The following is a 19,223-nucleotide window of genomic DNA, read 5'->3' as shown; positions in this document are numbered from 1 at the left end:
TGCGGTGTGTCAGTCCCTTGAGTATTGGCTGTCACGCCGCCATCGGGGGCAAGCCCCCTCCCACATTGGATCTGCGGTGGCGGGCAGATCTCTATTAGCAACTCTTTATTAAGAAACTCTTTATCAGGAAACCAGGCTCGCCTTGACCAGCTTGGCCTGTTCATCGGCGTGGTACGAAGACCGTACCAGCGGGCCCGAGGCGACGTTCTTGAAGCCCATCTTGTAACCTTCCTCGGCGAACCAGGCGAAGGTGTCCGGGTGCACGAAACGCTGCACCGGCAAGTGACTGCGGGACGGTTGCAGGTATTGGCCCAGGGTCAGCATGTCGATGTCATGCTCGCGCATGCGCTTCATGACTTCGATGACTTCTTCGTCGGTTTCGCCCAGGCCCAGCATAAGGCCGGACTTGGTCGGAATGTGCGGCATCATTTGCTTGAATTTCTGCAGCAAGGTCAGCGACCACTGGTAATCCGAACCCGGACGCGCGGCCTTGTACAGGCGCGGCACGGTTTCCAGGTTGTGGTTGAACACATCCGGCGGCTCGGCGGCGGTGATTTCCAGCGCCACGTCCATGCGCCCACGGTAGTCGGGCACCAGGGTTTCGAGCATCACGTTGGGGGACAGTTTGCGGATTTCGCGAATGCAGTCGGCAAAGTGCTGGGCACCGCCGTCACGCAAGTCGTCACGGTCCACCGAGGTGATCACTACGTATTTGAGTTTCAGGTCGGCGATGGCGATGGCCAGGCTTTGCGGCTCGTTGACGTCCAGCGGCTTCGGCCGGCCGTGGCCCACGTCGCAGAACGGGCAACGACGGGTGCAGATGTCGCCCATGATCATGAAGGTGGCGGTACCGCCGGAGAAGCACTCACCCAGGTTCGGGCAGGACGCTTCTTCGCACACGCTGTGCAGCTTGTGTTTGCGCAGCAGCGCCTTGATACGGTCGACTTCCGGCGAGACCGGGATACGCACGCGAATCCAGTCAGGCTTTTTCGGCAGCTCGGTGGTCGGAATGATCTTCACCGGGATGCGTGCAACCTTCTCGGCGCCGCGCAGCTTGACGCCGGCTTCCACCTTGGCACGCGGGGCCGGGGCTGGACGCTCGGTGATGTCCAGCGTCGGGATCATGGTTTGCACAACATCAGTAGTCATATCAATCGATTCCGCCCGTCAGGGTCGTCTGCTCAGCATAGTCGAGGTGTTTGACGAGCTGCGCGCGCAGCCGGGCACTTACCTCGGCAAATTCTATGGGTGTTGCATGGTCGCTCAACTGGGTCATCGCAAGACCCGCATAACCGCACGGGTTGATCCGCTGGAACGGGGCCAGGTCCATGTCCACATTCAGGGCCAGGCCATGAAAGGAACAACCGTGCCGAATGCGCAGCCCGAGGGAAGCGATTTTCGCGCCCTCCACATACACACCCGGTGCATCGGGCTTGGCCGCGGCGGTCACGCCGTAACTGGCCAGCAGCTCGATCAGGCAAGCCTCCATGCGGCTGACCAGATCACGCACGCCAAAGCCCAGCTTGCGCACATCCAGCAACAGATACGCGACCAGTTGGCCAGGCCCATGGTAAGTCACTTGCCCCCCTCGGTCGACCTGCACCACCGCAATATCACCCGGCAGCAGCAGATGCTCGGCCTTGCCGGCCTGGCCCTGGGTGAATACCGGCGGGTGCTCGACCAGCCAGACTTCATCCGGTGCCGAGGTGCCGCGCTCGTTGGTGAAGCGCTGCATGGCATGCCAGACGGGCTCGTAGTCCATCCGGCCGAGCTCGCGAAAGCCCAGGACGTGCGACATCACAGCACCATGTGCACGAAGCCGGTGGCCCGCAGTTCGCTGTTGATGTTGTAGAGCTGGTCCTGATCCGTCGCAACGATGTGCAACTGGATCGTCGTGTATTTACCCGTGGAGCTGGAACGCTCGTCCACGCGGTTGTCGTTGATGGTCGCGTGTTTGCGCACAATTTCGAGAATCGTGTCTTTGCGACCTACGCCGGTATCGCTGATCACCTTGATGGGGTAATCCGTCACCGGGAATTCGATCTTTGGCGCCTTTACTTCTTTATCGGTCATGGCAGAACGGCCTCGTAAGCGGTAAGCCGTGGCGACGGCAAAGCCCCGCGTCGGATCAACGCGGGGCTTTGCAGGTGCACACAATCAGTTGAACAAGCCGTAGAAGAATAGACGGATGCTATCCCACACGCGGCGGAAGATACCACCTTCGTCGACGGCGTCCAGTGCGATCAGGTCGGCGCTGTGCACCACCTTGTCTTCGAGCTTGACTTCAACCTTGCCGATCACATCACCCTTGGCGATTGGCGCAACCAGTTGCGGGTTCAGGGTCATGCTGGCGGCGAGCTTTTTCAGCTGGCCTTTAGGCATGGTCAGGGTCAGGTCATCGGCCAGGCCGGCCTTGACCTGGGAGGTCGCGCCCTTCCAGACCGGCGCGGTCGCAAGCTCGGTGCCCTTCTGGTAGAAGGTCTGGGTTTCGAAGAAGCGGAAGCCGTAGGTCAGCAGTTTTTGCGTCTCGGCCGCACGGGCCTGCTCGCTGTTGGTGCCGAAGACCACGGCGATCAGGCGCTGGCCATCACGTACGGCGGACGACACCATGCAGTAGCCGGCTTCGTCGGTGTGGCCGGTTTTCAGGCCGTCGACGGTCTTGTCGCGCCACAGCAACAGGTTGCGGTTAGGCTGCTTGATGTTGTTCCAGAAAAATTCCTTCTGGGAGTAGATGGCGTAGTGCACCGGGTCGACACGGATGATCGCGCGGGCCAGGATCGCCATGTCGTGAGCCGACGAATAATGCTCCGGGTTCGGCAGGCCGGTCGGGTTCATGAAGTGGCTGTTGGTCATGCCCAGGTCGCCGGCCGTCTTGTTCATCATGTCGGCGAACGCATCTTCGCTGCCGGCGATGTGTTCGGCCAGGGCCACGCTGGCGTCGTTGCCGGACTGGATGATGATGCCGTGCAGCAGGTCGCTGACCGTGACTTGCGAGCCGACTTTGATGAACATCCGCGAACCACCGGTGCGCCAGGCGTTTTCGCTGACGGTTACCGGATCGTTCTCGCCGATCTGGCCGCGACGGATTTCCAGGGTCGCGATGTAGGCGGTCATCAGCTTGGTCAGGCTGGCAGGCGGCAAGCGCATGTCACCACCGCTTTCGACCAGCACGTTGCCACTGGCGGCATCCATGAGGACCCAGGCCTTGGCGGCCAGTTGCGGGGAAGCCGGCACCATCTCAACCGCCCAGGCGGCCGGGGTGATGATCAGCGAGATAAGCAGGCACGTACGTTTGGCTAAGGTGGTGATGTTCATCCGTCTCTCGAAATTGCTTATGGAAACTTGCCCTCGCGGGCAAAACTATTCAGACAGCCCGCTTCCAGACTGTCACGTGTTCGGTTGCCCGCTCACCCCTTGCCCCTGGGTTTTATTGTTCAACGAGCCAACAACCAGGGCCCGGGCACGCGCACGCACCTGGACCGTCAATCCGGTATTGCCTTATTCCGCGGTCACTACGCTGGGTTGCCCCAGGTTAGCCAGGCGTACGCTGTTCTGCACTTGCGCAACCTCGCTCGGCGAGCCGATCGGCCCCATGCGCACTCGGTGCAGGGTCTGCTGGTTACGCACGATGGAGCTGATGAACACTGGCGCGCTGACCATGCCGCTGAGCTTGGACCTTAACAGTTCTGCCGCATCCGGGTTGGCGAAAGCGCCCACCTGCAGGTACTGCCCGCCCACCTTGGAGGCACCGGGCGCCGCATGGGGCACGACCACCGTATCCGGAGCATGCTGCGCCGGCGGCGGTGTCCATTGTTCGATCTTGCCGGTCGACGCCGTCACTTGCGGTTGCGGGGTTTGCGGCTCGTTGAGCATCAACGGCGCCGGCTTGCCACGCTGGGCCCAGTACTGCGCCGGGTCGATGCCTTCGACTTTCACCCGCGCGGTACCGATTTCGGCGTAACCGAGTTTCTTCGCAGCGGCATAGGAGAGGTCGATGATCCGGTCCGAATAGAACGGCCCACGGTCGTTGACCCGTAGAATCACGGTGCGGTTGTTGTCCAGGTTGGTCACGCGCACATAGCTGGGCAGCGGCAGGGTCTTGTGCGCCGCACTCATGCCGTACAGGTCATACACTTCGCCGTTGGCGGTGTTCTGGCCGTGGAACTTGGTGCCGTACCAGGACGCCGTGCCCGACTGCACGTAGGTCCTGGATTCCTGCAGCGGGAAGTAATTCTTGCCCAGCACCGTATAGGGGTTGGCCTTGTAGGGGCCGGAGTGCAGGGTTGGCGTGGCATCCGGGATCTTGGACACATCCACGTCCCACCACGGCGCGCCGTCCTTGTGCGCACGGTTGATGTCCAGGCCCGGCTGGGCGCGAACCACCGCACCGCCGGCCTTCTTGGCCGGCGCTCGATTCGGCGTCGTGGAGCAACTGGCGATCAGCAGGGACAACGCGGCAAACGCCACCAGCTTGAGCGGTTTTTTGAACGGCGATACCCGCATTACTTGTTGCCCCGTGCTTGAACCAGCTCGTCTGACAGCTGATGCACGGCCATGGCGTACATCACACTGCGGTTATAACGCGTGATTGCGTAGAAATTCTTCAGGCCCATCCAGTATTCCGGGCCCTTTTCACCTTCGAGGCGGAACGCCGTCACCGGCATATCATCGCGTGGCGCATTCTGACTCGACCAGCCCAGCGCTCGCAACTCCCCGACGGTCTTCACCGGGTCGATACCCTGGGTCAGGCCTTCATCGGCACGCTCGCCCGTCACATCGGCGCGCACAACCACAGGTTCTCCGCCGACCCAGCCGTGGCGCTTGAAGTAGCTGGCCACGCTGCCGATGGCGTCGTCGGGGTTGCTCCAGATATTGATATGCCCGTCGCCGTCGAAATCCACCGCGTAGGCGCGAAAACTGCTCGGCATGAACTGCGGCAAGCCCATCGCCCCGGCGTACGAGCCCTTGAGGGTCATGGGGTCGACCTGTTCTTCGCGGGCCAGCAGCAGGAATTCGCGCAGCTCCTTGCGGAAGAACTCGGCACGCGGCGGGTAATCGAAGCCCAGGGTCGACAACGCGTCGATCACCCGGTAACTGCCGGTGTTGCGCCCGTAAAAGGTTTCAATGCCGATGATCGCGACGATGACCTGAGCCGGCACGCCATATTCCTGCTCGGCGCGGGCCAGTACCGCCTCGTGCTGGCGCCAGAAGTCCACGCCCCGGGCCACGCGGGCGTCGGTGAGGAACATCGGGCGATATTCCTTCCACTGCTTGACCCGCTCGGCGGGGCGCGAGATGGCGTCGAGGATCGCCTGCTTTTTGCGCGCTTCGCGGAACACGCCCATCAGCTGTTCACCGGCGAAACCGTAGTCGCGGGTCATCTCACCGACGAATTCGGCGACCTGGGGTGAGCCATCGTAGTCACCGGCCTGCACCTCCTGCGTTGCGCCCAGCAGCCCAATCAGGCCCATCCAGGACGCATGCCGAGTAGCCCAGCCGCGCATTACTTGCATTGACATCTTCACCTTATTCAAACCTGAGCGATCCATTTGCGATGCGTATGAATCGACATCAAAACCCCAAACGCTGACAGCAATGTCACCAGCGAAGTTCCGCCGTAGCTAATGAATGGCAACGGCACCCCAACCACCGGCAACAGGCCACTGACCATACCGATGTTGACGAAAACGTAAACAAAAAACGTCATGGTCAGACTGCCGGCCAGCAACTTGCCGAACAGCGTCTGCGCCTGCGCGGTAATCACCAGCCCGCGCCCGATCAACAGCAAATAGATCAGCAGCAGCGCGCAGATGCCTACCAGGCCGAACTCTTCGCCCATCACCGCGATAATGAAGTCGGTGTGGCTTTCGGGCAAAAAGTCCAGGTGCGATTGGGTCCCCAGCAGCCAGCCCTTGCCGAACACGCCGCCGGAGCCGATGGCGGCCTTGGACTGGATGATGTTCCAACCGGTACCCAGCGGGTCGCTTTCGGGGTCGAGGAACGTCAGGATCCGCTGCTTCTGGTAGTCGTGCATAAAGAAGAACCACATGGCCACCGCCACTGGCACGGCAGCGGCCAGCACGCTGAGAATCCAGCGCCAGCGCAGGCCGCCCATGAACAGTACGAACGCGCCCCCCGCCAGGATCAGCAGCGAGGTGCCGAGGTCCGGCTGCCGCACGATCAGAATGAACGGCACGCCGATCAGGATCAGGCTGATCCCCACATGCTTGAGCTGGGGCGGCAAGGTGCGCTTGGACAGGTACCAGGCGATGGTGGCCGGCATCAGGATCTTCATGAATTCCGACGGCTGGAAGCGAATCACCCCCGGGATGTTGATCCAGCGCGTCGCGCCCATGGCGTTGTGGCCCATCACGTCGACCACCACCAGCAGCAACACCCCGGCGACATAACCCAGCGGCACCCAGCGCGCCATGAAGCGCGGCTCGAGCTGGGCGATCACCACCATCGACAACAGGCCCAGGCCGAACGACGACGCTTGCTTGATCAGCAGGTCCCAGTTCTTGCCGCTGGCCGAATACAGCACGAACAGGCTGCCGGCCGCCAGTATCAGCAGCAGCACCAGCAACGGGCCATCAATGTGCATGCGTTGCAGCAACGTCGCACGGCGACGCATCACATCCTCACTGGAGAGGATGCGGTCAAAATTACTCTTCACGGGCCGTAACCTCGGGGCTGGAAGGGGGGCCGCCATATTCGGGCTTGAGCTTGCCGTCGGGGGCCAGCAGCCAGGCGTCCATGATCTGGCGCACCACAGGCGCGGCCACACCGGAGCCGGACTCGCCGTTCTCCACCATCACCGCCACCACGATTTTCGGGTCATCGGCAGGGGCAAAGCCGACAAACAAGGCGTGGTCGCGGTGACGCTCCTGCACCTTGGAGCGGTCATATTTTTCACCCTGCTTGATCGCGACGACCTGAGCGGTACCGCTCTTGCCGGCGATGCGATATTGCGCGCCGAGCGCCGCCTTGCGTGCGGTGCCGCGAGCGCCGTGCATCACCTGTTGCATGCCGTGATTGACCTTGGCCCAGTCGGAAGGGTCGCGCAGCACGATGTCGGGGATCGGGTTCTCATCCACCGGCTTCTCGCCCTCGATGGTCCTGGCCAGGTGCGGCCGGTTCCACACGCCCTTGTTCGCCACCAGCGCAGTTGCCTGGGCCAGTTGCAACGGAGTGGCCTGCATGTAGCCCTGGCCGATGCCGAGGATCAGGGTTTCGCCGGGGAACCATGCCTGGCGACGCGTCGCCCGCTTCCATTCGCGCGAGGGCATCAGGCCGGGAGACTCTTCGAACATGTCCAGGGAAACCTTCTGGCCGAGGCCGAACTTGCCCATGTAGGCCGCCAGGCGATCGATCCCCAGCTTGTGGGCCAGGTCATAAAAATAGGTGTCGTTGGAGCGCATGATGGCGGTGTCCAGGTCGACATAGCCATCACCGGAGCGGTTCCAGTTACGGTATTTGTGATCGTAGTTGGGCAGCATGTAATAGCCCGGGTCATAGACCCGGCTCGAGGCGGTGACCACCCCCGAATCCAGGCCGGCAATCGCCACCGCCGGCTTGATGGTCGACCCCGGCGGATACAGGCCGCGCAGCACCCGGTTGAACAGCGGCCGGTCGATGGAGTCGCGCAACTCGGCGTAGGCCTTGAAGCTGATGCCGGTCACGAACAGGTTGGGGTCGAAACTTGGCTGGCTGACCATGGCCAGGACTTCGCCGGTCTTCGGGTCCAGCGCAACCACCGCGCCGCGACGACCGCCCAGCGCCATTTCGGCGGCTTCCTGCAACTTGATGTCCAGGCTCAGTACGATGTCCTTGCCCGGCAAGGGGTCGGTGCGCTTGAGCACGCGCAGCACGCGGCCACGGGCGTTGGTCTCGACTTCTTCGTAACCCACCTGGCCGTGCAGTTCGGGCTCGTAGAAACGCTCGATGCCGGTTTTGCCGATGTGATGGGTGCCGCTGTAATTGACCGGATCGAGGCTTTTCAGCTCTTTCTCGTTGATGCGCCCCATATAGCCGACCGAGTGGGCAAAGTGCGGCCCCTGCGGGTAATGCCGTACCAACTGCGCCACCACTTCCACGCCCGGCAGGCGGAACTGGTTCACCGCGATCCGCGCGATCTGTTCTTCGTTCAACTCGAACAGGATCGGCACCGGCTCGAACGGCCGGCGCCCCTGCTTCATGCGTTTCTCGAAAATGACCCGGTCTTCCGGCGTCAGCTGCAGCACTTCGACAATCACATCGAGCACTTGCTGCCAGTCGCCGGAACGCTCGCGGGTCATGCTCAGGCTGAAACTGGGCCGGTTATCCGCCACTACCACGCCATTGCGGTCGAAAATCAGCCCACGGGTCGGCGGGATCGGCTGCACATGCACCCGATTGTTTTCCGACAAGGTGGAGTGATACTCGTACTGGATCACCTGCAGGTAATACAGGCGGGCGATCAGCACACCAATCAATGCCACCACCATGATCGCGCCAAACACCACGCGCGCGCGTACAAGACGTGCGTCCTTCTCGTGGTCCTTGATGCGGATCGGCTGGGTCATCGGCTATGGCGCAGATTATTTGTGATAAGGGTGCCCGGACAGAACTGTCCAGGCGCGATACAGCTGTTCACCGATCAGAATCCTTACCAACGGGTGCGGCAACGTGAGTGCCGACAGCGACCAGCGCTGATCGGCCCGCGCGCAGACTTCCGGCGCCAGCCCTTCGGGGCCGCCGACCATGAAGTTGACGGTGCGCGAGTCCAGGCGCCAGCGGTCCAGTTCCACCGCCAACTGCTCGGTGCTCCAGGGCTTGCCGTGCACTTCGAGGGTGACGATGCGCTCGTTGGGGCCGACCTTGGCCAACATGGCTTCGCCTTCCTGACGGATAAAGCGCGCCACGTCGGCGTTCTTGCCCCGGGTGTTGAGCGGTATTTCCACCAGTTCAAGCGACAGCTCGGCAGGCAGACGCTTGGCATACTCGTGCCAGCCCTCTTCCACCCACTTGGGCATGCGTGAACCGACAGCGATCAGACGCAGGCGCACAGCCGTTCCTTATTCCTGGTCTTTGTTGAGCTTGTCGAAGTGCGCGTGGCCCACTTCCGGGCTGTGGTGCTTGCCATCGGCGGCACGGCTCTGCTCGGCGCCTTTCCACAGACGTTCCAGGTCATAGAACTGACGGGCGTTGGAGGTCATCATGTGCACGATCACGTCGTCCATGTCCAGCAGCACCCAGTCGCTGTCGCCCTTGCCTTCTTCACCCAGGGGCTTTACGCCCTGGGCTTTGACGGCTTCGCGAACCTTGTCCAGCATCGCGCCGATCTGGCGGTTGGAGGTACCGGTGGCGATGATCATGAAGTCGGTGATGCTCTGCTTGTCGCGTACGTCCAGCACCTGGATGTCCTGGGCTTTCACGTCTTCCAGGGCCGCCACGGCGACTTTTACCAGTTCTTCACCGGCCAGTTCCGGACCAACGTGGGCTTCTACCGGCAGCGGTGCGCTTTTGAAGGTGCCTTTGCGCTTAACTTTGCTTACGTCTTTGTTCGTCATATAAAACTCGTTTTGCTCGTATGTTCGGGCGCTCGCTGCACGATTTTTCGTGCGTTCAAGCGCGCCTTTTCAGTTCGACGCACGGTAAAGCCCGTGCGCATCGATGTAGGCCAGGACCGCGTCAGGCACCAGGAAACGTACCGACTTACCGCTGGCCAGCAGTTGACGGATCTGGGTGGCGGACACCGCAAGCGGGGTCTGCCAGACGAATGCAATATTCCCGTTCGGCCCGGTCAGGGCCAAGGGGTCACTTACCGACCGCGCGGCCAGCAGGTTGCGCAAGGCATCCGGCGGTTCGCTGTCGGCATCCGGGCGTTGCAGAACCAGGATGTGGCAATGCTGGAGGAGTTCCTCCCAGCGGTGCCAAGAGGGCAGGCCGCAAAATGCGTCCCAGCCCAAAAGCAGAAACACCTGGTCATCGGCGGCCAACTCGGCGCGCATCAGTTCCAGGGTGTCGACAGTGTAGGACGGTTTATCGCGCTTGAGCTCGCGATCGTCCATCACCAGCGGTGCTATGCCGTCCACCGCAACGCGCACCATTTCCAGGCGCTGCTGTGCGGACACCTGCGGCGTATCGCGGTGGGGCGGCCGGAAATTGGGCATCAGGCGCACCTCATCCAGCGCCAGGGCATCCGCGACTTCCAGGGCACTGCGCAAATGGCCGATGTGCACGGGGTCGAAAGTACCGCCGAGCAGCCCGATGCGTTTAGCCATCAAGTGCGCACATGACCGTCGCCGAACACCACGTACTTCTCGCTGGTCAGGCCTTCCAGGCCGACCGGGCCGCGTGCGTGGAGCTTGTCGGTGGAAATGCCGATTTCCGCCCCCAGGCCGTACTCGAAACCATCGGCAAAGCGCGTCGAGGCATTGATCATCACCGAAGCGGAATCCACTTCATTGAGGAAACGCCGGGCATCGCTGAAATGCTCGGAGACGATGGCGTCGGTGTGCTTGGAGCCGTAGGTGTTGATGTGTTCGATGGCCTGGTCCAGGTCGTCGACAATGCGGATCGACAGGATCGGCGCGGTGTATTCGGTGTACCAGTCCTGCTCGGTGGCCTCGATCACGTCCGCGCCCAGCAGCGCACGGGTACGCTCGCAACCGCGCAATTCCACAGCCTTGTCGCGGTAGATGGCCGCCAGCGGCGGCAGCACGCGCTCGGCAATGCCGGCGTGCACCAACAGGGTTTCCATGGTGTTGCACGGCGCGTAGCGGTGGGTCTTGGCGTTGTCGGCGATGCGGATCGCCTTGTCGAGGTCGGCGGCGATGTCGATATACACGTGGCACACGCCGTCCAGGTGCTTGATCACCGGCACCTTGGCGTCGCGGCTGACGCGCTCGATCAGGCCCTTGCCACCGCGTGGCACGATCACGTCGACGAATTCCGGCATGGTGATCAGCGCGCCAACGGCGGCGCGGTCGGTGGTTTCCACCACTTGCACCACTTCGGCGGGCAACTCGGCCACGGCCAGGCCCTGCTGGATGCAGGCGGCGATGGCGCGGTTGGAATGGATCGCCTCGGAACCGCCACGCAGGATGGTGGCGTTGCCTGACTTCAGGCACAGGCTCGCGGCGTCGATGGTCACGTTCGGACGCGACTCGTAGATGATGCCGATCACGCCCAGGGGCACGCGCATCTTGCCGACCTGGATGCCGGACGGCAGGTAACGCATATCGCGAATTTCACCGATGGGGTCAGGCAACTTGGCCACCTGACGCAAGCCTTCGATCATGTCGTCGATACGCGCCGGGGTCAGTGCCAGGCGGTCCAGCAGGGCCGGCTCCAGGCCATTGGCGCGGCCGTTGGCCAGGTCCTGTTCGTTGGCGGCGGCCAACTCGGAGCGCGCAGCATCCAGAGCATCGGCGGCGGCCAGCAGGGCACGGTTCTTCTGCGCGGTGCTCGCACGGGCGATCAACCGCGAGGCCTGACGGGCAGCGCGACCCAGGCGGGTCATGTAGTCAAGAACGGACTCAGTCATGGGTCAGGAAATCTTGGCAAAGAGGAAAGCGGCAGATTATAGCTGTGACGCCGCCTGACTGACAGCGGTGAGGGGCGGATGGTCGAAATGAACTGTAAAAACCTGGGGTTCAGCGGTTATTAAGGTGAGAGTTGTTATGATTCCGTCACATTTAGCCGTAATAACCCTGAACGTCATGCCCACCATCACGCCCGAACGCCCCGCCAGCGCCCTCCCCGACAGCTTCTTCGATCGCGACGCCCAGCTGCTCGCGCAAGAACTGCTCGGCAAAGTCATTCGCCATCGTGTCGGGGAAACCTGGCTTTCAGCGCGGATTATCGAAACCGAAGCCTATTACGTGGCCGAAAAAGGCAGTCACGCCTCACTCGGCTACACAGAAAAACGTAAGGCTTTGTTTCTGGATGGTGGGCACATCTACATGTACTACGCCCGTGGCGGTGATTCGCTGAACTTCAGCGCCCATGGCCCGGGCAATGCCGTGCTGATCAAATCGGCCTATCCCTGGGTCGATGAGAGGTCCGGGCCGGCGAGCCTGGCGCACATGCTGTTGAACAACCCCAACCCCGACGGCAGCCCGCGTCCTTCGCAGAAACTCTGTGCGGGCCAGACGCTGCTGTGCAAGGCACTCGGCCTGAAGGTGCCGATGTGGGATGCCAAGCGCTTCGATCAGGAACTGTTGTATGTCGAGGACGTGGGCCAGGTGCCCACGCAGATTATCCAGACCACACGCCTGGGCATTCCCAGTGGGCGCGATGAGCACTTGATGTACCGCTTCGTCGATGCTGGCTATGCGCCTTATTGCACACGGAACCCGCTGCGGCGCGGGCAGGTCGAAGGCCGCGATTATTTTTTGATTTGAACAGACTGAACCGGCTGGAATCGATACCTGTCGCACAGAGATTTTAATGTGGGAGGGGGCTTGCCCCCGATGGCGGTGTGACAGTGGATGAATGTTTCCCTGACACATTGCCATCGGGGGCAAGCGCCCCCTCCCACACTTGATGGAGTGGATTGTATGGGCCAATGGCTCGATAGCATCACCGGCTGGCTGACCCTTAACCCACAATGGCTTGCAGTGGCGGTGTTTATCGTCGCGTGCGTGGAATGCCTGGCCATCGCCGGGCTGATCGTGCCGGGCACGGTGCTGCTGTTTGCCATCGCCGCGTTGGCCGGCAGCGGCGCGTTGTCGTTGAGTGAGACCCTGTTGCTGGGCTTCCTCGGCGGCTTACTGGGCGACGGGGTGTCCTACTACCTGGGCCGGCATTTCCACCAGAATATCCGGCGCCTGCCCGGCCTGCGCCATCATCCCGAGTGGATGAACGGTGCGGAAACCTACTTCCATAAGTACGGCATCGCCAGCCTGCTGGTCGGGCGTTTCATCGGGCCGTTGCGGCCCATGCTGCCGATGGTCGCCGGTATGTGCGACATGCCGTTCCCGCGCTTCGCGATCGTCAGCGTTATCGCGGCGGCAGGCTGGTCAGTGGCGTATCTGTTGCCGGGCTGGGCTGCCGGTGCGGCGTTCCGCTTGCCCCTGCCCGAAGGTTTCTGGCCGGAAGCGGCGATTGTCGCGGCCTGCCTGGCGGCACTGCTGGGGCTGAGCTTGAACAGCAGCCTGCGCGGCCATCGTCGCGCCACCCTGTGGATCGGCTGCGCCAGCCTGACGTTGCTGGTGGCACTGTTTATCGGCTACCCGCATCTCAACGATTTCGACCAGGGCCTGAGCGCACTGGTGCAGGAACATCGCAGCCCGTGGCTCGACGAGGTGATGGTACGGATCACCCAGCTGGGCGAATTCAAGAAAATGTTCGTCGCCAGCGCGGTGTTTACCGGCCTGTTGTTGCTGGCGCGACAGTGGCGTCATGCCATATTCGTCGGCGCCACGCTGGCGGGCGCCGCCGTGATCAATACCGGCACCAAGCTCTTCTTCGCCCGCGGCCGCCCGGAAATCCTGACCGACCCGCTCACCAGTTTTAGCATGCCCAGCGGCCATGCCTCCGGCGCGTTTGCGTTCTTCCTGGCCCTGGCGGTACTGGCCGGCCGAGGCCAACCCACGCGACTGCGCCTGACCTGGCTGCTGCTGGGCTGCATACCTGCGGCATTCATTGCGTTATCGCGGGTGTACCTGGGCGCTCACTGGCCCACGGATATCCTGGCCGGCACGCTCCTGGCGATGAGCGTGTGCGCATTGAGCCTCACCCTCATTCAATACCGCAGCCCGTTGCCGCCGATGACGCAAAAAGCCTGGTGGCTGGTATTGCCGGTGATCGTGGCGGTGCTTGGCTTTATCGCCTTTACCGACACGTCCCACGCGTTGCTCAGGTACGCCTACTGACCCTTGGCCGGGCCGATCCAGTCCACCGACGCGCTGCGCCGTTCAACACACCGCTCGCGTCGTTCCAACAGCATTTCATCGGCAAAGTCGGCGGCGCGCTCGGCAATGTATTGCGCACCCCGCGTGGGATCGTGCTGGAGCAGATGGGTGGTCACGCTGACAAAATACGCGTCCCAGGCGACTTGTTCCGAGGGTGTCAGCTGAAGCATGGTCATCTCCGATCATTGGGGTGTGATCGGAAAATAGTGCGGGTCGGGGGCCCAGGAAGCGACCAAACAAAGTCTGAAAACCCCGCCAGGAAAGTCCGAATTTCAGGTGAACAATTCACCCTGCAATTCATCCAGCAACATCTGGATCGCATCCAGCCGCTGCTGCGGATCGTCGAGTTGCAACAGGTCGACTTTATCCGCCTCGGTGAACGGCAGCAGATACGCCAACTGATGACTCAGGGCCTGCTGGCCCTCGGCATGGGCGTCCATATCCAGCGAAGCGACCATCGGGTGCTCGGCCAATGCCTGCAGCAGCGCCAGCAGGTCGGCGTCCTCTTCTTCCAGCGGCTGGTCCGGCAGTTCCTCCAGCCATTGCACCTGGGCCACCAGCAACTGGTCCTTCTGGACCTCGGCATCGCGCACGCGAAAACGCCGCCCGCCCTCGACGCGAATCCCCAGCAGGCCATTATCCTGTTGTTTAAAGTCGCGGATCAGCGCTTCACAGCCGATCAGCGCATAGCCATCCGGGGCCAGGCCGACTTCCTTGCCATCGAGGATGCACACCACACCGAAGCTTTCGCCCTTTTTCATGCAGCGACTGATCATGTCCAGGTAACGCGCCTCGAACAGTTGCAAATCGAGGGTGCACCCAGGGAACAGCACGGTGTTGAGGGGAAACAGCGCCAGACTCATAAAGGTTTCCTTAAACCCGGTTTAAACGATCACAGACACGGCCAGCGGCAGGAACACTGCCGTGGCCACGCCCATCAAACTCATGGCCAGCGCCGCAAAGGCGCCGCATTCTTCGCTTTCCTGCAGGGCCACCGAGGTGCCGACCGCGTGGGCCGTCATGCCCAGGGCCATGCCGCGCGCCTCGGGGCTGTAGACACCCAGGCGCGACAGGAACGCCGGGCCGATCATCGCGCCGGCCACCCCGGTGATCAGCACGAACACCGCAGCCAATGCCGCCACCCCGCCGATCTGCTCGGCCACCAACATCGCAATCGGCGACGTCACCGACTTGGGCGCCATGGTCATCAGCACCCTGTGCTCGGCACCGAACCACCAGCCCAACCACACGCACAGGCCGGTGGCCAACACGCCGCCTATCACCAGCGTAGTAAAAATCGGCCAGAACAATTGGCGAATCCGTCGCAGGTTCAAATAAAGCGGCACCGCCAGGGCCACCGTCGCCGGCCCCAGCAGAATGCCCATGATCTCGGTGCTTTTGCGGTATTCGGTGTAGTCCAGGCCGCAGATCAGCAACACGCCAATCACCAGCAACATGGAGACCAGCACCGGCTGCAGGAAGATCCAGCGGGTTTTCTCGAAAGCCGCCAGTACCAGTTGATAAGCGCCCAGGGTAATACCGATACCGAACAAGGGGTGATGAATGACGGCCGTCCAGGCGCCCTGCCAGTCGAACATCATTGTTCCTTCTCCTTGCGCCGGACCAACCGTTCCATCAGCACGCCGACAACCGCCATCGCGATGACCAGCGACAGTACCAGCGCGCCAACGATGGCCCAGAAGTCGGCAACAATGTCCCTGGCATACACCATCACGCCCACGGCCGGCGGCACCAGCAGCAACGGCAAATAGCGCAGCAGGCTGCCGGCCGCCAGGCTCAGCGGCTCGCTGACTTCGCCGCGCCAGATCAGGAAGCCGAGCATCAGCAGCAGGCCGATGATCGGCCCCGGCAATACCGGCAACAGCAGATGGTTGAGCGCAGTGCCGATCATTTGAAACAGCACCAGCCAGGTCAAGCCACGTAACAGCATCCTCTCTGCCCCCTCAAAGTTGGTGCGCATTATAAGCACGCCCGCCCTATGCTCCGGCATTCGCCAAAAGCATGTTGGGTTGACCGGGTCGATTGCCCATGATGATCTACATTGGTTCTCTGTATCCCATAAAAAACCCCTCGTCAGCGGGGATAAAAATGATGAACCCTGGAGAAACGCAATGCCCTATGTACCCGTAGCGCAGCTCAACGATTATGTCGGCAAGGAACTGGGACGTTCCGAATGGCTCACCATCGACCAGGCGCGCATCAACCTGTTCGCAGAGGCCACCGGCGATCATCAGTTTATCCACGTCGACCCGGCCAAGGCCGCGCAAACCCCGTTCGGCAGCACCATCGCCCATGGGTTCCTGTCGCTGTCGCTGATGCCCAAGCTGATGGAAGACATCCTGATCATGCCCGAGGGCCTGAAGATGGCCATCAACTACGGCCTGGACAGCGTGCGCTTCATACAGCCGGTGAAGGTCGACTCCAGGGTGCGCCTGAACGTCACCCTCACCGACGTCCACGAGAAAAAACCTGGCCAATGGCTATTTAAGGCCACCGCCACCCTGGAAATCGAAGGCCAGGAAAAACCGGCTTACATCGCTGAGTCATTGTCACTCTGCTTCGTGTAGGACGTTGCCTGTGGCGAGGCAACAAACCTTGCCACAGTGTATGTAAATTTATGTATGAAACGCGCAGCTGCGGCATACTCGGCGCTCAATTATCCGGATCCCGCTATGCGCCCACTCGCCCCCCTTGCCCTTGCCCTGTTGCTCACCGCTTGCGGAGATGGCGAATCGCTGTTGCCGCCCGATGCGCGCCTGCCCGATGGCGGCCGCTACCGGGGCGATGTGGTCAACGGCTTGCTGCAAGGCCAGGGGCGCGTCGACTACCCTAACGGCAGTTGGTACGCCGGCGAGTTCGATAAGGGCCAGTGGCATGGTCAGGGCGAATGGCATGGCAGCAACGGCGAAGTCTACAAAGGTCAATTCAAGCAAGGCCTGTTCGATGGCCAGGGCAGCCTGACCACGGCGGGCAGCAGTTACGTAGGCGGTTTCAAGAACGGTCGACGCAACGGCGAAGGCACCCTCAAAGAGGGGCAGATGACCTATCGCGGCGAATTCAAGGACGACCAGTATTCCGGCCTCGGGCGCCTGGAGCTGGCCGACGGCAGCCAATACCAGGGCCAATTCGCCCACGGCAAACCCAATGGCGAAGGCCAGCGCAACGACGACAGCGGCAATCAGTTCAGCGGCCACTTCGTCGATGGCCAGCTGGAAGGCAACGGCACGTTCAACAGCGCGGATGGCGATATCTACGTCGGCCAGTTCCAACAGAACCAGCTCAACGGCAAGGGACGCTATGAAAACGCCGACGGCGACGTCTGGATCGGCCAGTTCAAGGAAGGTGCCCTGAGCGGCAAGGGCGAACTGATCGGCGTCGATGGCAGCCATTACGTCGGCCAGTTCAGCGACTGGCGCTTCAGCGGCGAAGGTCGCCTGAACCTTACCGATGGCAGCTTCTATATCGGCGGCTTTGACAGCGACAGCTACCAGGGTCGCGGCACGCTGGTGCTGACCGACGGTACGGTACAGGCCGGCACCTGGGTCAACGGCATGCGCGTGCGCGACGCCGAGGGCAAGCTGCTGCCCGACCCACTGGAAATCGGCGTATTGGCCCAGGGCCATTTGCTCGCGGACGCGCTCGCCGCCGTCCCCGCGTCCACGCCTGCCGTCGAGCTGTACACCCTGGCGCTGGCCGGCGACGGTAAGCAAAGCGTGTTCCTGCGCGAAGCCGATTACGTCAGCAACATGCTCGCCACCCGCTTCGGTGCCCATGGGCAGATTCGCCTGGTCAACCACCGCGACCATATTGCCGACCGGCCCATGGCCACCCGCGAAAACCTGCGCCGGGCCGTGCAAACCCTGGCCGAGCGCAGCGGGCCGGAAGACCTGGTGTTCATCTACATGACCAGCCACGGCACCCACGAACACGAACTGGTGCTTGACCAGCCGCGCATGGAACTGGCCGACCTGCCGGCCGATGAACTGGCAGCGGTGCTCGCGCCACTGAAAAACCGCGACAAGATCATCGTGATTTCCGCCTGCTACTCCGGCGGCTTCATCCCGGCATTGAAAGATGAGCGCACGCTGATCATGACCGCCTCACGCGCGGATCGCGTGTCGTTCGGCTGCTCGGAAGAAGCGGACTTTACCTACTTCGGTGATGCCCTTTTCGCACAGGCTTTCAACCAAACGGACGATTTGCAACAGGCCTTCAAACTGGCACAACTGCACGTGGCCGAACGCGAACAGGCGGACAATTTCGAAGCCTCCGAACCGCAGATCTGGGCCCCCAAGGGCGTGATCGCCCACTGGCAACTATTACGTAAACAGCAGGCACGAAAGGCGCTAGAAAGCGTCTCAATGAATAGCAAGGAAGCCAAAGGCAACTAAGCTGTAACGTGTAACAAGGGGGAAACACCATGTACCTGACACCGCAGCATATCTTACTGGCCGGTGCTTCCGGCCTCACCGGCGAACACTTGCTGGACCGCCTGCTCAACGAACCCACCGTCACCCGCGTCCTGGCACCCAGCCGTAAACCACTGGCTGAACACCCACGCCTGGAAAACCCGGTAGGCGACCCTGCAGTGTTCCTGCCTCAACTGAGCGGCCGGGTGGATATCGCCTTCTGCTGTTTGGGTACCACGATCAAGAAGGCCGGTTCCGAAGCGGCGTTTCGTGCGGTCGACCTGGATATGGTGGTGGCCTTCGCCAAGCGCGCTCGGGAACTGGGCGCACGGCACCTGATCGTGATCAGCGCGATTGGCGCCGACCCGAAATCCTCGGTGTTCTACAACCGGGTCAAAGGCGAAATGGAACAGGCATTGAGGGCCCAGGATTGGCCGCAACTGACCATCGCGCGGCCATCGTTGTTGTTGGGCGAACGACTCGAACCGCGCCTGGCCGAACAACTGGCCGGGCCGTTGTCTCGGTTGATTCCGGGCAAGTACCACGGTATCGAAGTGTGCGAACTGGCCCGCGCGCTGTGGCGCCTGGCGCTGGAAGAACAGGATGGCGTGCGGGTGGTAGAGTCGGACGAGCTGCGCAAGCTCGGTAAATAAATAAAGACGAACACGGAACCCAATGTGGGAGGGGGCTTGCCCCCGATAGCGGAGTGTCAGTCGCTGAAGATATTGACTGGACTACCGCCATCGGGGCATAGGTATCTACACAACTCAGCAGCGCCCAACAGTAACCACGATGCGCAGCGAGTCGCTCTTGATCTTGATCTGCTTTTGATCTCAGGCGCCCCGTTAAACCACGCTGGCCGAACGCAGGCTTGAATCCGTGGGTAACCCGG

General features: G+C 62.0%; 21 protein-coding genes. 5 read left to right on the top strand and 16 right to left on the bottom strand.

All coding sequences use genetic code 11. The features are described from left to right. Positions 1 to 123: 123 nt before the first annotated feature. The 12 genes from lipA to BFQ00_RS00985 all read right to left on the bottom strand — a co-directional run bounded on the left by lipA (position 124) and on the right by BFQ00_RS00985 (position 11,530). Positions 124 to 1,125: a lipoyl synthase gene (lipA, locus tag BFQ00_RS01040; RefSeq protein WP_162276339.1), complete on the bottom strand. Its 1,002-nt coding sequence runs from the start codon at positions 1,123 to 1,125 to the stop codon at positions 124 to 126. A 25-nt stretch (positions 1,126 to 1,150) separates the two neighbouring features. Continuing rightward, positions 1,151 to 1,798: a lipoyl(octanoyl) transferase LipB gene (lipB, locus tag BFQ00_RS01035; RefSeq protein WP_065895171.1), complete on the bottom strand. Its 648-nt coding sequence runs from the start codon at positions 1,796 to 1,798 to the stop codon at positions 1,151 to 1,153. Continuing rightward, positions 1,798 to 2,073: a DUF493 domain-containing protein gene (locus BFQ00_RS01030; protein ID WP_065886843.1), complete on the bottom strand. Its 276-nt coding sequence runs from the start codon at positions 2,071 to 2,073 to the stop codon at positions 1,798 to 1,800. Before BFQ00_RS01030 ends, lipB begins: the two co-directional genes overlap by 1 nt. Before the next feature lie 84 nt (positions 2,074 to 2,157). Continuing rightward, positions 2,158 to 3,315, bottom strand: coding sequence for a D-alanyl-D-alanine carboxypeptidase family protein (locus BFQ00_RS01025; RefSeq protein WP_065886842.1), 1,158 nt, complete (start codon positions 3,313 to 3,315; stop codon positions 2,158 to 2,160). 183 nt (positions 3,316 to 3,498) lie between these two features. Then, positions 3,499 to 4,503, bottom strand: a complete 1,005-nt coding sequence (locus tag BFQ00_RS01020; RefSeq protein ID WP_065886841.1) for a septal ring lytic transglycosylase RlpA family protein — start codon at positions 4,501 to 4,503, stop codon at positions 3,499 to 3,501. After that, entirely contained in the window at positions 4,503 to 5,513 is a 1,011-nt protein-coding gene (mltB, locus tag BFQ00_RS01015; protein ID WP_065886840.1) for a lytic murein transglycosylase B, read from the bottom strand. The genes BFQ00_RS01020 and mltB overlap by 1 nt, the downstream gene beginning before the upstream one ends. A gap of 17 nt (positions 5,514 to 5,530) precedes the next feature. Further along, positions 5,531 to 6,634: a rod shape-determining protein RodA gene (gene rodA / locus BFQ00_RS01010; RefSeq protein ID WP_057724897.1), complete on the bottom strand. Its 1,104-nt coding sequence runs from the start codon at positions 6,632 to 6,634 to the stop codon at positions 5,531 to 5,533. 31 nt (positions 6,635 to 6,665) lie between these two features. Beyond that, a complete protein-coding gene (gene mrdA / locus BFQ00_RS01005) occupies positions 6,666 to 8,564 on the bottom strand; it encodes a penicillin-binding protein 2 (protein ID WP_065886839.1) in 1,899 nt (632 codons plus the stop codon). A gap of 15 nt (positions 8,565 to 8,579) precedes the next feature. Beyond that, a complete protein-coding gene (rlmH, locus tag BFQ00_RS01000; RefSeq protein ID WP_003176297.1) occupies positions 8,580 to 9,047 on the bottom strand; it encodes a 23S rRNA (pseudouridine(1915)-N(3))-methyltransferase RlmH in 468 nt (155 codons plus the stop codon). Between the two features lie 9 nt (positions 9,048 to 9,056). Then, entirely contained in the window at positions 9,057 to 9,551 is a 495-nt protein-coding gene (gene rsfS / locus BFQ00_RS00995; protein ID WP_003176298.1) for a ribosome silencing factor, read from the bottom strand. A 69-nt stretch (positions 9,552 to 9,620) separates the two neighbouring features. Beyond that, complete coding sequence (gene nadD, locus BFQ00_RS00990; protein ID WP_065932374.1) at positions 9,621 to 10,265, bottom strand: nicotinate-nucleotide adenylyltransferase; 645 nt, start codon at positions 10,263 to 10,265, stop codon at positions 9,621 to 9,623. Beyond that, positions 10,265 to 11,530: a glutamate-5-semialdehyde dehydrogenase gene (locus BFQ00_RS00985; protein ID WP_065932373.1), complete on the bottom strand. Its 1,266-nt coding sequence runs from the start codon at positions 11,528 to 11,530 to the stop codon at positions 10,265 to 10,267. Before BFQ00_RS00985 ends, nadD begins: the two co-directional genes overlap by 1 nt. A 175-nt stretch (positions 11,531 to 11,705) precedes the next feature. Between BFQ00_RS00985 and BFQ00_RS00980 the strand changes: the two genes are divergently transcribed. Together BFQ00_RS00980 and BFQ00_RS00975 are read left to right on the top strand one after the other, a co-directional pair. Beyond that, complete coding sequence (locus BFQ00_RS00980) at positions 11,706 to 12,389, top strand: DNA-3-methyladenine glycosylase (RefSeq protein ID WP_065932372.1); 684 nt, start codon at positions 11,706 to 11,708, stop codon at positions 12,387 to 12,389. A gap of 156 nt (positions 12,390 to 12,545) precedes the next feature. Then, entirely contained in the window at positions 12,546 to 13,862 is a 1,317-nt protein-coding gene (locus BFQ00_RS00975) for a bifunctional DedA family/phosphatase PAP2 family protein (protein WP_065932371.1), read from the top strand. Here BFQ00_RS00975 and BFQ00_RS00970 read toward each other — a convergent pair. The 4 genes from BFQ00_RS00970 to BFQ00_RS00955 all read right to left on the bottom strand — a co-directional run bounded on the left by BFQ00_RS00970 (position 13,856) and on the right by BFQ00_RS00955 (position 15,852). After that, complete coding sequence (locus tag BFQ00_RS00970) at positions 13,856 to 14,071, bottom strand: hypothetical protein (RefSeq protein ID WP_065932391.1); 216 nt, start codon at positions 14,069 to 14,071, stop codon at positions 13,856 to 13,858. The two genes, BFQ00_RS00975 and BFQ00_RS00970, sit on opposite strands and share 7 nt — an antisense overlap. A gap of 102 nt (positions 14,072 to 14,173) precedes the next feature. After that, a complete protein-coding gene (locus BFQ00_RS00965; protein WP_065932370.1) occupies positions 14,174 to 14,764 on the bottom strand; it encodes an LON peptidase substrate-binding domain-containing protein in 591 nt (196 codons plus the stop codon). Between the two features lie 21 nt (positions 14,765 to 14,785). Next, positions 14,786 to 15,502: an LrgB family protein gene (locus BFQ00_RS00960; protein WP_065895162.1), complete on the bottom strand. Its 717-nt coding sequence runs from the start codon at positions 15,500 to 15,502 to the stop codon at positions 14,786 to 14,788. Then, positions 15,499 to 15,852 (bottom strand): CidA/LrgA family protein, encoded by a 354-nt coding sequence (locus tag BFQ00_RS00955; RefSeq protein WP_065886831.1) that lies wholly within the window; start codon positions 15,850 to 15,852, stop codon positions 15,499 to 15,501. The genes BFQ00_RS00960 and BFQ00_RS00955 overlap by 4 nt, the downstream gene beginning before the upstream one ends. A gap of 181 nt (positions 15,853 to 16,033) precedes the next feature. Between BFQ00_RS00955 and BFQ00_RS00950 the strand changes: the two genes are divergently transcribed. From BFQ00_RS00950 to BFQ00_RS00940, 3 genes are all read left to right on the top strand, one after another. Then, on the top strand, positions 16,034 to 16,489 hold the full coding sequence (locus BFQ00_RS00950) for a MaoC family dehydratase (protein WP_065886830.1): 456 nt from the start codon (positions 16,034 to 16,036) through the stop codon (positions 16,487 to 16,489). 105 nt (positions 16,490 to 16,594) lie between these two features. Beyond that, positions 16,595 to 18,313 carry a C13 family peptidase gene (locus tag BFQ00_RS00945; RefSeq protein WP_065932369.1) on the top strand — a complete coding sequence of 573 codons (1,719 nt, stop codon included), beginning with the start codon at positions 16,595 to 16,597 and terminating at the stop codon, positions 18,311 to 18,313. Between the two features lie 29 nt (positions 18,314 to 18,342). Then, a complete protein-coding gene (locus BFQ00_RS00940) occupies positions 18,343 to 18,984 on the top strand; it encodes an oxidoreductase (RefSeq protein ID WP_065886828.1) in 642 nt (213 codons plus the stop codon). The last annotated feature ends 239 nt before the right edge of the window (positions 18,985 to 19,223 follow it).

This window comes from Pseudomonas sp. 28 E 9 (assembly GCF_900004785.1).
GTDB classification, from domain to species: domain Bacteria; phylum Pseudomonadota; class Gammaproteobacteria; order Pseudomonadales; family Pseudomonadaceae; genus Aquipseudomonas; species Aquipseudomonas orientalis_A.
The sequence above is the reverse complement of the archived record's forward strand: the minus strand, read 5'-3'. Positions and strand labels throughout refer to the sequence as shown.

Coding starts and splice junctions, on each gene's coding strand:
- BFQ00_RS00950 (WP_065886830.1), top strand. CDS start 16,034: ATGCCCTATGTACCCGTAGCGCAGCTCAACGATTATGTCGGCAAGGAA.
- BFQ00_RS00975 (WP_065932371.1), top strand. CDS start 12,546: ATGGGCCAATGGCTCGATAGCATCACCGGCTGGCTGACCCTTAACCCA.
- mrdA (WP_065886839.1), bottom strand. CDS start 8,564: ATGACCCAGCCGATCCGCATCAAGGACCACGAGAAGGACGCACGTCTT.
- BFQ00_RS00985 (WP_065932373.1), bottom strand. CDS start 11,530: ATGACTGAGTCCGTTCTTGACTACATGACCCGCCTGGGTCGCGCTGCC.
- nadD (WP_065932374.1), bottom strand. CDS start 10,265: ATGGCTAAACGCATCGGGCTGCTCGGCGGTACTTTCGACCCCGTGCAC.
- BFQ00_RS00955 (WP_065886831.1), bottom strand. CDS start 15,852: ATGCTGTTACGTGGCTTGACCTGGCTGGTGCTGTTTCAAATGATCGGC.
- BFQ00_RS00970 (WP_065932391.1), bottom strand. CDS start 14,071: ATGCTTCAGCTGACACCCTCGGAACAAGTCGCCTGGGACGCGTATTTT.
- lipB (WP_065895171.1), bottom strand. CDS start 1,798: ATGTCGCACGTCCTGGGCTTTCGCGAGCTCGGCCGGATGGACTACGAG.
- BFQ00_RS00960 (WP_065895162.1), bottom strand. CDS start 15,502: ATGATGTTCGACTGGCAGGGCGCCTGGACGGCCGTCATTCATCACCCC.
- mltB (WP_065886840.1), bottom strand. CDS start 5,513: ATGCAAGTAATGCGCGGCTGGGCTACTCGGCATGCGTCCTGGATGGGC.
- BFQ00_RS01025 (WP_065886842.1), bottom strand. CDS start 3,315: ATGAACATCACCACCTTAGCCAAACGTACGTGCCTGCTTATCTCGCTG.
- BFQ00_RS00965 (WP_065932370.1), bottom strand. CDS start 14,764: ATGAGTCTGGCGCTGTTTCCCCTCAACACCGTGCTGTTCCCTGGGTGC.
- BFQ00_RS00980 (WP_065932372.1), top strand. CDS start 11,706: ATGCCCACCATCACGCCCGAACGCCCCGCCAGCGCCCTCCCCGACAGC.
- BFQ00_RS01030 (WP_065886843.1), bottom strand. CDS start 2,073: ATGACCGATAAAGAAGTAAAGGCGCCAAAGATCGAATTCCCGGTGACG.
- BFQ00_RS00940 (WP_065886828.1), top strand. CDS start 18,343: ATGTACCTGACACCGCAGCATATCTTACTGGCCGGTGCTTCCGGCCTC.
- rsfS (WP_003176298.1), bottom strand. CDS start 9,551: ATGACGAACAAAGACGTAAGCAAAGTTAAGCGCAAAGGCACCTTCAAA.
- lipA (WP_162276339.1), bottom strand. CDS start 1,125: ATGATCCCGACGCTGGACATCACCGAGCGTCCAGCCCCGGCCCCGCGT.
- BFQ00_RS00945 (WP_065932369.1), top strand. CDS start 16,595: ATGCGCCCACTCGCCCCCCTTGCCCTTGCCCTGTTGCTCACCGCTTGC.
- BFQ00_RS01020 (WP_065886841.1), bottom strand. CDS start 4,503: ATGCGGGTATCGCCGTTCAAAAAACCGCTCAAGCTGGTGGCGTTTGCC.
- rodA (WP_057724897.1), bottom strand. CDS start 6,634: ATGCGTCGCCGTGCGACGTTGCTGCAACGCATGCACATTGATGGCCCG.